Origin of the sequence: Thalassotalea hakodatensis (assembly GCF_030295995.1) — a bacterium.
Taxonomy (GTDB): Bacteria; Pseudomonadota; Gammaproteobacteria; order Enterobacterales; family Alteromonadaceae; genus Thalassotalea_C; species Thalassotalea_C hakodatensis.
Window position 1 is genome coordinate 875743 of record NZ_AP027365.1, and the last position, 13860, is coordinate 889602.

Here is a 13860-nt window from a genome sequence, read left to right on the forward strand (position 1 = left end):
TTATTTCAATATTAAGATGTCTGTCGAATAAGAAAATATCATTTACTTTCATTTAACTAGGCTGATTATATAGTTTTTGTAATTCAGAATTTTAAAGCGGAAAAAATAATCATTTAATTCTTAATTGGCCAGGTTATGGTTTAACAATCACCATAATATGGCCAAAGTGGCCAAGTTATGCTTTGATGCACAGTATTAACGAGATAGGTCATGTTAAATGGTGGCCCCTCCCAGACTTGAACTGGGGACCTACCGATTATGAGTCGGGTGCTCTAACCAACTGAGCTAAAGGGCCATTTATTTGAAGATGATTGTGAATGCTTTCACAAATCGGCGTGCAGTATAAGCATTTTTTATTTTAATGTCACCACTGAAACTTTAAATTTTATCAATGATTGGTTTGTTAGCTTATTTGTTGAGCAATACAGCACTAATAGCTGCATTGCTCAACATCAATTTAGTGCTTTATTCCGCGTGCTATAGAAAGTGGTACTAATAGAAGCATTAGCCAGAACCAAGCGCCGCCGCCACTGCTTCCTCCTGAATTAGGTTCAGTAACTGTTGGCGCGACTACCGTAATTGAAATACTTTCGGTTGTTGCTGCGCCTCTAAAGTCAGTTGCCGTAAAACTAAAGGTTAAAGTAGAAGCACTATTGGGCGCTATAAAACTGGCCTCTAGTTGATCAGCATTGGTAATTTCTACAACTGCGCCGTCTGTTTGCTGCCATTGATAGGTCATTTCATCGTCATCAGAGTCTTGAGCACTTGCGGTTAAATTAACGGTTTGCCCGGTATTGACTTGAAAGTTCTCACTTAAAGTTACCGTTGGTGCATTGTTGGTTTCGTCATCCACGATGGTTACGGTAACTGTGCCGTTTGTACCTATGCGGCCATTGGCGATTGTGGTTAATGTGAGCGTAAATGTTTCTGCTTGCTCTTCAAGGTCATCATCTAGCAAGGTAATATCAATATATTGTGTATCGTTATCACCATCAGCCCATGTTAATTGTCCAGCGGCGGCTAAAACGTCAGCACCGACTGTAGCGTCGATGCCTTGAAGTTGATATGAGTACGATATTTCGCCTTGTGTGTTACCAAGGCGATTAACGGCGATTGATAATGTTTCCTGCGTTTCGGCAACTTCTGTGCTTGCAAGGGCAAATGATGCGGCACCATAATCTGGCTCTCCATTTATGGTGACATTGACATAACTGTTATGGCCTAACGATGCACCATTGGTTGGGTTGTATAGTTTTAAGAAGAATGACTCGTCATTTTCAAACCCCATGTTATTTTCAGCAATGTTAATCTCAATTGTTTTAGCGGTAACATCATTTTCTGCCCAAGTAAGCGTGCCATTAGACACTTGAAAGTCGCTATTAGCGTCTGCACTGCCTGGTATAACAACATAGTCTACCGATACTGCGCTATTCGTCGCCTGTGCACCTGTGCGCTCAATCGTGAGAGACAATGTGTTATTGTCGTTGGTAGATACTTTGGCTTGATTAAAAACAAGCGTACCTTGAGCTTCATCTAAGGTATTGTCTTTAAAAATGAATAAACCGCTATTGATATCACTTACTAGAATATTACCTGACGGTAAATATGGGTATACACCCCAAGCACCGTTAAAACTGGCATTATCACTTGGTGTAAATGTGTCAAAGTAACCTACTTGTTCGGGTGATGCAGGGTCGGTAATATCTAATACCGTCAAGCCTCGTTCATAATTTGACATGTAATAACGATTACCACGGACAAAGCCGTTGTGATCTATCGCTCTTGTGTCACCAACCCATGAGCCAACCTGCGTAGGATTTGTTAAGTCAGTAATATCAAAAATGCGCAGCGTAGAGTTAATGCCTAAATTTACTTCGTCGAGTTCATCATGCACGAACACATAGTTATTGTCTTCAGATGACCACCCTGAATGAACGTATTGTGCACCTGAATATGTAGCGCGCCCTAAATCTGTAGTTTTTGTGGTGTCGGTAATATCCCATAACAAAAACTCAGATTCGTTGAAGTCGAAAAAGATGGTACAAAATGCTTGTGCATTAACACAGTCAGTATCTTTTCGACTGTCTGTTATGGTCATTGATGCTGCATCATGTGTATACGGACGTGAACCTGTTGATTGGTCTGATTGATAAGCATCAGTTAGTTGAGTCAGTGTTTTAGGATCACTCAAATCGTAATTGAGAAATTGCCCTGTGTTTTTATTGGTACCTGCTAAATGTAAGATAGGTGTAGTGTTTGGATGTGCAATGTTAAGGCTATAGTCAACGTTTGAAATGTAAACATTATGGGCGTTGTACACTGTTTGATTTTTTTCAACAACATTGATCGAATGAGGCAAATTATTTAAATCGATTATGGTGACGTACTCAGTATTGCTAGGAGATGCGCCATCTAATGTAACGTAAGCATAGGCTTGCCATAAGCCAATGCTTTTATCAAAGTATTGGTATACTTTGATATCTCGCCATACAACAGCTCTGCCGTTTACAGCACCTACTTCTGTAGGGTTGCTTGGGTCGCTAACATCAACAACAGATGCGCCACGCTCTAGGCCAATAATTGCGTATTCTTTACCGGTGTTTAAATCAACATGTCCCCAAATATCACTACCGGCACCGCTATTTGTGGATAACGCACTTAAGGGCAGATGGCCAAGTAAATCTATATTTTCGCAATCGTAACTTCCTGCTTTACCATTAACACAGTTAACATTTGTCTGCACCGTTTGCATGCTTTTGTAAGCGGCAAGTTTTGCTGTTAATCGACTGTCTTGCTTTAATGCTTTACGATCTGTAATGATATTAAAGCCGTGACTCGCTAGTTCATTGGCAAACTCATGTGGAATACCAATAAGTGTTGATATATTGGTCGCAGGGCTTTGGCTTTGAAAGTGATCAAATTTATTGTATCCGCCGCGAATAGGGACAATTTTACTTTTTAGATAAAATAGTTCGTTAGCATCATTGATATGATATTCACCACTGGCAACGAGTACTTTGTCGCCTTTATTCGCTTGTGTTACTGCATAGGCTATCGTTTTACAGGGTCGCAAAGCGTTGTCACATTTCCCTACATCGTTACCGTCAGGGGCAACAAATCGTGCCCTGTCATGCTCTGAGTGTGCTAACGCTTGAGTGGTCAGTAACGCCGATACAAGTAGTAGAGTCCTGCTTAAGGTGCTTTTCATTATAGAATGTCCATTATTACATTGAATTCACTTTCTTTAGTATAACTTAACAATTGTGACGTAAAGTTTTAACTTATATATAAAATTAAATATTTGAAATGTGTATCAAATTGTTGTCAATACTGGGGGGATATACTTGATAACAGACTCATGTGCGGTCTAGCTTTTTGTACCTTAATTACTGATAATGCCTGTGTTTAATTATTTATTTTCGTCGCGTTTATAGGGATTTTGATGAAGTATATTTTGTGGGTAAATGTTATAATACTTTGTATGTTAATGGGGTGCTCTCAACCCGAAAAACAACGCTTAATCACCGTTGAGGTTTATTTTAATGGCTCACCACTTAACTGTAATTCCGTTATTGACAACAAGTGGCAATTGTCACAATTGTATTTATACCTCAGCAATATTGCCATGCTCAATGAGCAGCAATTATGGCAACCTATAAGTTTGACTGAAACACCTACACAGCATCAAAACGTTGCTTTGCTAGGAATAAATTGCGCCGATGAAGCAAACGCAACCTGGCAATTAGCATTGTCAGGTGACCTAGAAGGAAAACAGCTGAAAGCCACTGTTGGTGTACCTTTTGATTTAAATCATCAAAACCCAATGACGCAACAAAGCCCATTAAATGTGCCAAATATGTTTTGGGTATGGCAGACCGGCCATAAATTTATGCGTTTTGAAATGCAAAGTAATACTGAAAATTGGTTGTTTCATTTAGGATCAACAGGTTGTTCATCTGCCAGTGCACTTAGATCACCCAAGCAAGCTTGTGTTCACCCTAATCGAGTGAGTATTTCGTTAGGGACAATCAAACAAGGTGTTGTTCAGTTGGATATTGCGCCATGGTTCCATGATATTGTTTTTAGTGAACACAGTAACTGTAAAAGTGCACGAGACAATATTGCTTGTCAGTTAATCTTTGCCAATATTGCCCGTCATACGCCGAACATGCTATGAAAATACATTCTCTAATTTTTATAGCATGTTTACTGTTGATTATTGCTTGTGGCAAAGATACCAAGCCACCTGAATATCAATGGCCAATAATGGCAGGTTTTCCTAAACCTCAAGTACCCGTTGATAACCCAATGAGTGAAGCTAAGGTAATGCTTGGCAGGAAAATTTTCTATGATAAAGCGTTGTCCTTTAACAAAACTCAGTCTTGTGCTAGCTGTCATCAGCAGGAATTTGCCTTTGCAGAAAGCCGACACACCTCGACTGGCACAACAGGACAGGTTCATCGACGAAATGCATTAGCGTTAGTTAATGTCGCATATAATAAAACACTGACATGGGCTCATGATGGTATTACGTCTATAGAGCAACAGGTGTTAATTCCCATGTTTGGTGAAGCGCCAATTGAATTAGGGATCACCCAGCATGAAGAAGCTGTGCTTAATCGCTTTAAGCACGGTGAATATCCTAAATTATTTTCTAAAGCATTTCCTAATGAGAACATTTCTTTTGCAACAGTTTCAAAGGCATTAGCAAGCTTTGTTAGAAGTTTGATTTCATTGAACGCACCGTTTGATCGCTATGCTTATCAAGGAGATGATAATGCAATTTCAGCATCGGCAATTCGTGGTATGAACTTATTTTTTTCCGAAAAACTTGAATGTCATCACTGTCATGGTGGTTTTAACTTTACGCAATCAACCAGTCATGAACGCCAAATTCTTGATCGTCGTCCTTTTCATAATACGGGGTTATATTTTACTCATAACGATCAAGGTTATCCGAAAAAAGATATTGGCTTAGCAGAAGTATCTGAAATTATGCGAGATAACGGACGGTTTAGAGCACCAACACTCAGGAATATTGAAGTCACTGCGCCTTATATGCATGATGGTAGCATTGAAACGTTAGGTGAAGTATTAGACTTTTATGCCGCTGGAGGTAGAGAATTAGCACAAGGTGAATTTGTTGGCGACGGTAGGAAAAATCCCTTAAAGAGCCCTTTTATAAAAGGGTTTGAGATGACTGAACAAGATAAGCAAGATTTACTAGCATTTTTAACAACACTAACGGATGAATCGTTTTTAACCAACCCAAAATTCGGGCCACCAAAAGAGGTAAAATAACGTTTAATATTCATTATTGTTAGACAAAAAAATCCAGCCACTTGGCTGGATTTTCATTTTTATTTAACTTGCTTACTCGCCATCTAAGAAACTTTTCAGTTGTTCAGAACGAGAAGGGTGACGAAGCTTACGTAACGCTTTTGCTTCAATTTGACGAATACGTTCACGCGTTACGTCAAACTGTTTACCCACTTCTTCAAGTGTGTGATCAGTATTCATATCAATACCAAAACGCATACGTAATACTTTCGCTTCACGTGCGGTGAGTCCTGCTAGTACTTCGTGTGTTGCATCTTTCAGGTTTTCAGACGTTGCTGAGTCAACCGGTAATTCACCACTGCCGTCTTCAATAAAGTCACCTAAGTGCGAATCTTCATCGTCGCCAATTGGTGTTTCCATTGAAATCGGTTCTTTCGCTATTTTTAATACCTTACGAATTTTATCTTCAGGCATTATCATACGTTCTGCTAATTCTTCTGGCGTAGGCTCTCTACCCATTTCTTGAAGCATTTGGCGAGAAATACGGTTAAGCTTATTGATGGTTTCAATCATATGCACAGGAATACGAATGGTACGGGCTTGGTCAGCGATTGAACGCGTAATTGCCTGACGTATCCACCATGTTGCATAGGTAGAAAACTTGTAACCACGACGGTATTCAAACTTATCTACCGCTTTCATTAAACCAATATTACCTTCTTGGATAAGATCTAAGAATTGTAAACCACGGTTTGTGTATTTTTTCGCGATAGAAATTACGAGACGTAAGTTTGCTTCTACCATTTCTTTTTTCGCGCGGCGAGCTTTTGCTTCACCAATTGACATACGACGGTTAATGTCTTTAATGCCATGCACGTTTAAGAACGTTTCTTGCTCTAAGTGTCCAAGCTTTTGAATACAACGTTCAACGTCTAATTCAACATCAGCCAGTTTAGTTGACCATGCCTCACCCGCTTCTTGCTGTGCAACGAACCAATCTTTAGAGGTTTCATTACCTGGGAAAATCTTGATGAAGGTTGCTTTTGGCATACCTGCGCCAACAACACAGTGCTTCATGATCAAACGTTCTTGAACACGTAATTTGTCCATAACCTGACGCATGTTTTTAACCAGTTTGTCAAAAACTTTTGGTACAAGTCTGAACTCTTTAAATACTTCAGCTAGCTCATCAATGGCAGCAACGGCATCTTTATGTACACGGCCTTTTGCATCGATTATTTTATTGGCAGCTTCATACTTTTCACGCAGCATACCGAACTTTTCACGAGCAAGTTCAGGATCTGGCCCTGTATCTTCTTCCTCTTCATCTTCGTCATCGTCAGATTTGTCGCCATCTTTTTCAAGATCTTCGTCTTCATCGTCCAACTCTTCTTCAGAAAGTTCTGAACCAATATGGGTTGCAGCTGCCGGAATTTCATCTTCTTCGGCATCAGGGTCAAGGAACCCTAAAATTATATCGCTTAAACGACCTTCTTCTGCTTCAAAGTTATCCCATTGTTCAAGCAAATAATTAATTGCAGGGGGATATTCAGCAACAGAGCGCTGTACTTCTTTAATTCCTTCTTCGATACGCTTGGCGATAACAATTTCGCCTTTACGCGTTAGAAGTTCAACAGTACCCATTTCACGCATGTACATACGTACTGGGTCAGTTGTTCTACCAATTTCACTCTCAACAGTCGCTAATGCCTGTGCCGCCGCTTCAGCAGCGTCTTCATCAGTATTAGCTTCTGACATCATTAATGTATCGCTGTCAGGGGCATGTTCAAATACTTGAATACCCATGTCATTGATCATTCTAATAATGTCTTCAACTTGATCTGAATCTATGATGTCTTGAGGAAGATGATCGTTAACCTCGGCAAAAGTTAAGTAACCTTGTTCTTTACCTTTGGTTATTAACTCTTTGAGTCTAGATTGTGGGGCTTGATCCATTGACGAGTGTCCACCTGTTTTTTGACGATAAAATACGAACAGTAAAGCCGAAAATTTTAGCAAATTGATTGTAAAATTACCAGCGATAATATCTGTTGCTTTGTACTATTTATGTTTAATACCTTGTGAAAAATAAAAGTTATTTAACTCACGTGATATAAATTATAGCAAGTTTACAAAAATAAATGCCTGTTAAGCATTTAATAATATTTGTAACTCTTGCTTCTCTTGCGGCGTCATGCCATCTGTTCTGGCTTTTGCCAGTAAATATTCCGTTCGTTGTTCTACAAATTGGTTTAGCAGTTTTTCAATACTGTCTAAAAATACTTGCTCGGCAGCATCGTCTACTACGAGGTGCTGCCAACACATTAATTTGGTTAATTGCTCACCTTCTGTTGTTCCTCGAAAGTGTTCTAGCAATTGCGCACTGTTAGCCTCAGGGTTTTGCGAACACAGTATAATCAATTGATTTAGCAATGCCACACCTGGCAGTTCAACGCCTGCTAACATATTTAAATCTGGCAATGCTTTTACTATATGGGGATGCTCAATCAATAATGCAATAGCTAGCCTTACTGGGGTAACTTTTGCTGGTTTTGCAGCCACTTTATTGGCCGTTTTTTTGTTTCTACTTTGCAATTCACGTAAACGTTTTTCACTGGAGATACTAAATCGAGATGCCATTTCTTCAATCAACGCATTTTTGATCATACTGTCAGGCATTTTGTTGAGTAAAGGTTGCAACTGATCAATTAACGCTGCTTTTTCTTCATGGGTCTTAGCGGGGTTATCTGCTAAAAATTTATCAAAAATAAACTTAGATAAAGGTGATGCATCAGCAAGCACTCGTTCAAAGCCTTCCTTACCGAGCTGTCTAACTAATGAATCAGGGTCTTCACCGTCTGGAAGAAAAACAAATTTTAAGGTGATGCCATCTTGAATTAACGGTAGGGCATTTTCCATGGCTCGCCATGCTGCATCTTTGCCGGCGCGATCACCGTCATAGCAACAAATCACTTCTTTTACGGTACGAAAGAGTGTTTGAACTTGCTCAGCTGTGGTGGAAGTGCCTAATGATGCAACTGCGTAGTTTATACCGTGTTGCGCAAGTGCTACTACGTCCATATAGCCTTCAACGACCACTAACCGTTGTAGTTGTTTATTGGCTTGTTTCGCTTCAAAAAGGCCATATAACTCTTGCCCTTTGTGGTAAATTCGTGTTTCGGGCGAGTTTAAATATTTTGGTGTGCCATCACCTAACACTCGGCCACCAAAACCAATAACACGACCGCGTTTATCGTGAATAGGGAACATTATGCGGCCACGAAACCTATCATAAGGCTTGTTGCGCTCCCCTTGTATTGCCATGCCTAAATCAATTAATTGTTGGCGAGATTCACTCGATTGGCCATAAACTTTCATCATGCCATCCCATTGATCGCTGATGTAGCCTATTCCGAAGGTTTTAGCAATTTGTCCACTTAAACCTCGCCCTTTTAAATAATCAATGGCGATTTGCTTATCATCGGAAACTTTTAACTGTTGTTGATAAAATCGACTTATGTTTGCCATAAGTTCGTAATCATTTTGTTTTTGTTGGTAGGCTTGATGTTGTTGCTTTAGTTGTGCAGGTGTCTGATGAGATTGCTCTCTTGGCACATCCATTGAGTAAAAACTGGCTAACTCTTCTATCGCATCGGGGAATTCTAAACGATCAAACTCCATCAAAAAGGAAATAGCATTGCCGTGTTCGCCACAGCCAAAACAGTGGTAAAATTGTTTATCAGGACTCACAGAAAAAGAAGGCGACTTTTCGGTATGAAAAGGACAACATGCTTGGTAGTTTTTTCCTGCTTTTTTTAAAGGTACACGAGCATCTATAATTTCAACAATATCAGCGCGAGCCAATAAGTCGTCGATAAACTGTCTCGGGATCATCCCGGCCATATCGATTATCCTCGTGTTAGGTTAAGCGGGTTAAAAAGTGTTTAAACACATTGATATTATACGTTATCGTAAAATGCTTAAGTTTTCACTTTCAGGGATAAAAAAACCGCAAATGTTGCCATTTACGGTTCTTACAAAACGTGCTTAATTAGTTAGCTATTTAATGTAGCTCTAACTTGTCCGCTTACGGCACCTAAGTCAGCTCTACCTTGCATCTTCGGCTTTAAAATAGCCATCACCTTGCCCATCTCTGCCATTGAGCTTGCGCCCGTTTCAGCAATTGCGTTTTGAATTAGCGTTGCTATTTCATCATCGCTAAGCGCTTGTGGCAGAAAGGTTTCAAGTGTTGATACTTCAGCTTGCTCAATTTCTGCAAGTTCTGTTCGACCACCTTCATTATACATTTTGATCGACTCTTTGCGTTGTTTAACCATTTTGGTCAAAATCGCAATGATGTTCTCATCTGTTGCTTCTGTATTGTGGTCAATTTCTGCTTGTTTAATTGCAGATAACGCCATGCGAATAACGCCAAGACGAATTTTGTCTTTGGCACGCATAGCGTTTTTCATTTCGCTTTTGAGTTGTTCTAGTAGGCTCATGCTACTCACTCAGATATGCAACTAAGGTTGGCTTAGTACATACGAACGCGACGAGCGTTCTCACGAGATAATTTCTTAGCAGCGCGCTTAACAGCAGCAGCTTTCTTGCGCTTACGCTCCCAAGTTGGCTTCTCGTATGATTCGCGACGGCGAACTTCTGATAAAATTCCTGCTTTTTCGCAAGAACGTTTGAAGCGACGTAACGCTACGTCAAATGGTTCGTTTTCTCTAACTTTAATTACTGGCATTGTGCCTCTTACCTTAGTTGTATCTCTATAGATTTGACGAAGAGCTTTACGTAACTTTAATGAAAATTACCTTACTTCCGCCCACTCTGTTAAAAAATGGTGCGGTATTCTACTGCCACAGCACGTAGAAAGTAAAGTTTAATTTTGCTTTTCTCTGGTGAAATGCCTCTTTGCTAGGTAAAATCGCCGCCATATTGATTAATCCATAACAAGTGAAGCGATAAGTATGCGAATTTTAGGTATTGAAACCTCCTGCGATGAAACAGGAATTGCTATCTATGATGAAAAAGCAGGTATTTTGTCTCATCGTTTATATAGTCAAATTAAAGTGCATGCGGATTATGGTGGTGTTGTGCCTGAGTTAGCCTCGCGTGACCATGTTAGAAAAACATTACCGTTAATTAAAGAAGTTTTTGCTGAAGCGGGTTTAACACCAAAAGATATCGATGGTGTGGCGTATACATCAGGCCCGGGCTTAATTGGTGCTTTATTTGTTGGTTGTTCCATTGGTAGAAGTTTAGCGTATGGTTGGAATTTACCTGCGGTACCTGTACATCATATGGAAGGGCATTTATTAGCCCCGATGCTAGAAGACGACGTACCTGAGTTTCCTTTTGTTGCTTTGCTTGTTTCTGGTGGTCATACACAGCTTGTTCGGGTAGATGGTATTGGCAAATATGAAATGTTGGGTGAGTCAGTAGATGATGCGGCAGGCGAAGCATTTGATAAAACAGCCAAGTTGTTGGGGTTGGATTATCCAGGTGGCCCAGTGCTGGCAAAAATGGCTGAAAGTGGCAAAGGTGGCCGTTATAAGTTTCCACGACCAATGACGGATCGCCCAGGGTTAGATTTCAGCTTTAGCGGTTTAAAAACCTTTACAGCTAATACTATTCGTAAAGAGCAAGATGCAGGTAATTTTGATACGCAAACACATGCCGATATTGCTTTTGCTTTTCAAGAAGCGGTGGTAGATACCTTAGCGATAAAATGCAGACGGGCATTAGAACAATGTCAATTAAATCGCTTAGTCATTGCAGGTGGGGTTAGTGCAAATACTGCATTACGTGTAAAACTAGCGCATATTACCCAAAAGCTAGGCGGTAAAGTGTATTATCCTCGCCCAGAATTTTGTACCGATAATGGCGCAATGATCGCCTATGCAGGTATGCAACGTTTAAAGGCTGGTGTTTTTGCTGATTTGAGTTTTAAGGCAACACCACGGTGGCCATTAGATACTTTGCCTGCGATATAAAAATACTTCACATAAGTATGTGACGACTTAAGGTGTAAATTGATGTAACAAGTTTTCCATATTAAGGGAGCTTGTTACGACCAATTTTCGGTTCACTACCTGTTAATAAACGAACTATATTATGTCGATGACGGAAAATAATGAGTGCGGAAAGCATTAATACTGGAAAGGTATATAAAGGTTTAAGCAGCCAAGTATAAAGCGGTGCTAAACTGACGGTAATAATGGCAGCAAGACTTGAATATTTGGTTACTCTGGCTACACCATACCAAGTTAAAATTAATAAACCACCAAGATCAAGGCCAATAGGTAGAAGTGTACCAAATGCTGTAGCAACGGCTTTTCCGCCTTTAAACTGGAAAAAAACAGGAAACATGTGACCCAAACATGACGCGATGGCAATACTCGCAAGATATAGAGGTTCAATGCCAAGAAAATAAGCGGCCCAAACAGGTATCGTCCCCTTTAATACATCGAACATTAACACCGCTATCGCTGCGCGCTTTCCGCCAATTCTGAGTACATTAGTGGCGCCGGGGTTGCCTGAGCCTTGCGTGCGTGGGTCAGGTAAGTTTAATAACTTACACAATAAAATGGCACTAGACACTGAACCCAAAAGATAGGCAAAAACAACCATGGCTAGCGTCAACGTTAACATTTGCGTCAATTTCCCTGTTAAACAACATTACGTTATGTTTATTGTGCCCTTAACAAACTAGTTTTTCTACTCTTGTACAGGTAAACTCGCCATTTAATTTAGAATAATTAAGTTTAGAATCTAATGGATAAGGTTTTTATTAGTGGTTTGTCTATTCAAACAACGATTGGCTTTTACGAATGGGAAAAGCAAATAAAGCAAACATTGGTGCTAGATGTTGAAATGGCTTGGGATATTAAACCAGCCGCACAAAACGATGAATTAGCTAAAACGCTTGATTACGCAGAAATTTCACAAGCATTAGAACGTTTTGCTAATGAACACCCGGTTGATCTTATTGAAACATTAGCGGAACGTATGATCACTTTTTTAATGGGTCAATATCAGATCCCATGGATAAAGTTACGTATTCACAAACCCAATGCCGTATTTAATGCGGCTTCTGTAGGGGTAGAAATTGAACGTGGGCAGTGTGATTAATGGCCCGTGTTTATTTATCGATAGGCAGTAACATTGATCGTCAAAAAAATGTTGAAAGTGGTTTAAATGCCTTGTCATCGTTATACGGTCAATTAACGTTATCATCTCTTTTTGAAAGCGAAGCTGTCGGCTTTAGTGGCTCACCGTTTTATAATATGGTTGTTGGTTTTACTACCAACCAATCTTTGCATCAACTTGCCGATGCATTACGGCAAATAGAATATAGTCATGGCAGAGCGCATGATGCTAAAAAATATAGCCCGAGAACGTTAGATTTAGATATTTTACTTTATGACGATATGATTTGTGAGCAACCAGCACAATTACCACGTGATGAGATATGCTTTAATGCTTTTGTACTTTGGCCGCTGGCAGAAATAGCGCCTGATATTAAACATCCTATTGAAAAGAAAACATTTGCTCAATTGTGGCAAGCATTTGATCAACATACACAACAATTAGAAAAAGTTGCCTTACATTGGCAGCAACCGCAAAAGGACCTGACATAAACATGACATTTCTAGAAATATTCTGGCTAGCATTAATACAAGGATTAACTGAATTTTTACCTATTTCAAGTTCAGCACATTTAATTTTGCCTTCAGCAATACTTGGCTGGCAAGAGCAAGGTTTAGGGTTTGATGTTGCGGTTCATGTGGGTACCTTACTCGCGGTTGTATTGTATTTTCGTAAAGAAGTTGGCGCAATGGCTGTAGCTTGGTTTGGCACATTGGGTGTTGGCCCCGCAAAACACGAGCGTAATTCGTTTGATGGTAAGTTAGCGTGGTGGATTTTATTTGCGTCTATTCCATTAGGCTTAGTTGGCTTATTGGGTAGCGACTTTATTGAAGCGCATTTACGAACGGTTGCGGTTATTGCAGCCACAACACTTCTATTTGGCATATTATTAGGTTTTGCCGATATTAAAGCAAAAGAAAATGTTTCAGTTGAACAACTTGGTTTTAAAGGCGCGATGATTATTGGTTTGTCACAAACACTAGCGCTAATTCCTGGCACATCGCGTTCTGGTATCACCATGACATTTGGTATGATGTTGGGCTTAAGTAAAGAAAACGCCGCACGATTTTCATTCTTGCTTTCTATTCCAGGTATTATGATGCCGGGAGGCTATTTAACCTATAAATTTATGACAAGTACTGATACGGTTGACTGGCAAGTGCTTGGCTTAGGTAGTGTATTAGCATTTATCTGTGCCTATGCGTGTATCCATTACTTTTTAATTATCGTAGGTAAACTAGGCATGATGCCTTTTGTTATTTATCGACTGATACTTGGTGCGGGCTTATTATGGTTTATATTTGCCTAACAAACAGGCCTTAACGGCTATGTGATTGCTGTTAGGCGCACTTTATAGTGTGCTTCTCTTTGCTGATGTTTAAGCTACCTGCTTCGGTAGGTAGTAATTATCAAAGCGGCGAT

At 39.9% G+C, this 13860-nt stretch carries 12 protein-coding genes and 1 tRNA gene; 6 read left to right on the forward strand and 7 right to left on the reverse strand.

Annotation, left to right across the window (positions count from 1 at the left end):
• Positions 1-218: 218 nt before the first annotated feature.
• Both QUE72_RS03700 and QUE72_RS03705 read right to left on the reverse strand, forming a co-directional pair.
• Positions 219-295 (reverse strand) — tRNA-Ile (locus QUE72_RS03700).
• A 162-nt stretch (positions 296-457) separates the two neighbouring features.
• The gene (locus tag QUE72_RS03705; protein WP_286271651.1) at positions 458-3208 is read right to left on the reverse strand and encodes a choice-of-anchor B family protein; all 2751 of its coding nucleotides are present in this window, start codon (positions 3206-3208) and stop codon (positions 458-460) included.
• 234 nt (positions 3209-3442) lie between these two features.
• Between QUE72_RS03705 and QUE72_RS03710 the strand changes: the two genes are divergently transcribed.
• Both QUE72_RS03710 and QUE72_RS03715 read left to right on the forward strand, forming a co-directional pair.
• Positions 3443-4177, forward strand: coding sequence for an MbnP family copper-binding protein (locus tag QUE72_RS03710; protein WP_286271653.1), 735 nt, complete (start codon positions 3443-3445; stop codon positions 4175-4177).
• A complete protein-coding gene (locus tag QUE72_RS03715; protein ID WP_286271655.1) occupies positions 4174-5301 on the forward strand; it encodes an MbnH family di-heme enzyme in 1128 nt (375 codons plus the stop codon). Before QUE72_RS03710 ends, QUE72_RS03715 begins: the two co-directional genes overlap by 4 nt.
• Before the next feature lie 72 nt (positions 5302-5373).
• Here QUE72_RS03715 and rpoD read toward each other — a convergent pair whose 3' ends face one another.
• The 4 genes from rpoD to rpsU form a co-directional block, all read right to left on the reverse strand.
• Entirely contained in the window at positions 5374-7236 is a 1863-nt protein-coding gene (gene rpoD / locus QUE72_RS03720) for an RNA polymerase sigma factor RpoD (protein ID WP_074500854.1), read from the reverse strand.
• A gap of 192 nt (positions 7237-7428) precedes the next feature.
• Positions 7429-9183 carry a DNA primase gene (gene dnaG, locus QUE72_RS03725; protein WP_286271656.1) on the reverse strand — a complete coding sequence of 585 codons (1755 nt, stop codon included), beginning with the start codon at positions 9181-9183 and terminating at the stop codon, positions 7429-7431.
• Positions 9184-9335: 152 nt separating this feature from the next.
• A complete protein-coding gene (locus tag QUE72_RS03730; protein ID WP_074500848.1) occupies positions 9336-9782 on the reverse strand; it encodes a GatB/YqeY domain-containing protein in 447 nt (148 codons plus the stop codon).
• Between the two features lie 32 nt (positions 9783-9814).
• Positions 9815-10030, reverse strand: a complete 216-nt coding sequence (gene rpsU, locus QUE72_RS03735; protein ID WP_074500846.1) for a 30S ribosomal protein S21 — start codon at positions 10028-10030, stop codon at positions 9815-9817.
• 226 nt (positions 10031-10256) lie between these two features.
• Between rpsU and tsaD the strand changes: the two genes are divergently transcribed.
• Positions 10257-11282, forward strand: a complete 1026-nt coding sequence (gene tsaD / locus QUE72_RS03740) for a tRNA (adenosine(37)-N6)-threonylcarbamoyltransferase complex transferase subunit TsaD (protein WP_286271659.1) — start codon at positions 10257-10259, stop codon at positions 11280-11282.
• A 61-nt stretch (positions 11283-11343) separates the two neighbouring features.
• Here the strand turns inward: tsaD and plsY are convergent, their stop codons facing one another.
• On the reverse strand, positions 11344-11940 hold the full coding sequence (gene plsY / locus QUE72_RS03745; protein WP_286271661.1) for a glycerol-3-phosphate 1-O-acyltransferase PlsY: 597 nt from the start codon (positions 11938-11940) through the stop codon (positions 11344-11346).
• A gap of 123 nt (positions 11941-12063) precedes the next feature.
• On the opposite strand from plsY, the gene folB reads away from it, so the two are divergent.
• From folB to QUE72_RS03760, 3 genes are read left to right on the forward strand one after another with little or no spacing between them, the layout of a single operon-like run.
• The gene (gene folB / locus QUE72_RS03750; RefSeq protein ID WP_074500838.1) at positions 12064-12420 is read left to right on the forward strand and encodes a dihydroneopterin aldolase; all 357 of its coding nucleotides are present in this window, start codon (positions 12064-12066) and stop codon (positions 12418-12420) included.
• Positions 12420-12929 carry a 2-amino-4-hydroxy-6-hydroxymethyldihydropteridine diphosphokinase gene (gene folK, locus QUE72_RS03755; protein ID WP_074500836.1) on the forward strand — a complete coding sequence of 170 codons (510 nt, stop codon included), beginning with the start codon at positions 12420-12422 and terminating at the stop codon, positions 12927-12929. The genes folB and folK overlap by 1 nt, the downstream gene beginning before the upstream one ends.
• A gap of 2 nt (positions 12930-12931) precedes the next feature.
• A complete protein-coding gene (locus tag QUE72_RS03760; protein ID WP_286271663.1) occupies positions 12932-13747 on the forward strand; it encodes an undecaprenyl-diphosphate phosphatase in 816 nt (271 codons plus the stop codon).
• The last annotated feature ends 113 nt before the right edge of the window (positions 13748-13860 follow it).

Coding starts and splice junctions, on each gene's coding strand:
- QUE72_RS03705 (WP_286271651.1), bottom strand. CDS start 3,208: ATGAAAAGCACCTTAAGCAGGACTCTACTACTTGTATCGGCGTTACTG.
- QUE72_RS03710 (WP_286271653.1), top strand. CDS start 3,443: ATGAAGTATATTTTGTGGGTAAATGTTATAATACTTTGTATGTTAATG.
- QUE72_RS03715 (WP_286271655.1), top strand. CDS start 4,174: ATGAAAATACATTCTCTAATTTTTATAGCATGTTTACTGTTGATTATT.
- rpoD (WP_074500854.1), bottom strand. CDS start 7,236: ATGGATCAAGCCCCACAATCTAGACTCAAAGAGTTAATAACCAAAGGT.
- dnaG (WP_286271656.1), bottom strand. CDS start 9,183: ATGGCCGGGATGATCCCGAGACAGTTTATCGACGACTTATTGGCTCGC.
- QUE72_RS03730 (WP_074500848.1), bottom strand. CDS start 9,782: ATGAGCCTACTAGAACAACTCAAAAGCGAAATGAAAAACGCTATGCGT.
- rpsU (WP_074500846.1), bottom strand. CDS start 10,030: ATGCCAGTAATTAAAGTTAGAGAAAACGAACCATTTGACGTAGCGTTA.
- tsaD (WP_286271659.1), top strand. CDS start 10,257: ATGCGAATTTTAGGTATTGAAACCTCCTGCGATGAAACAGGAATTGCT.
- plsY (WP_286271661.1), bottom strand. CDS start 11,940: ATGTTAACGTTGACGCTAGCCATGGTTGTTTTTGCCTATCTTTTGGGT.
- folB (WP_074500838.1), top strand. CDS start 12,064: ATGGATAAGGTTTTTATTAGTGGTTTGTCTATTCAAACAACGATTGGC.
- folK (WP_074500836.1), top strand. CDS start 12,420: ATGGCCCGTGTTTATTTATCGATAGGCAGTAACATTGATCGTCAAAAA.
- QUE72_RS03760 (WP_286271663.1), top strand. CDS start 12,932: ATGACATTTCTAGAAATATTCTGGCTAGCATTAATACAAGGATTAACT.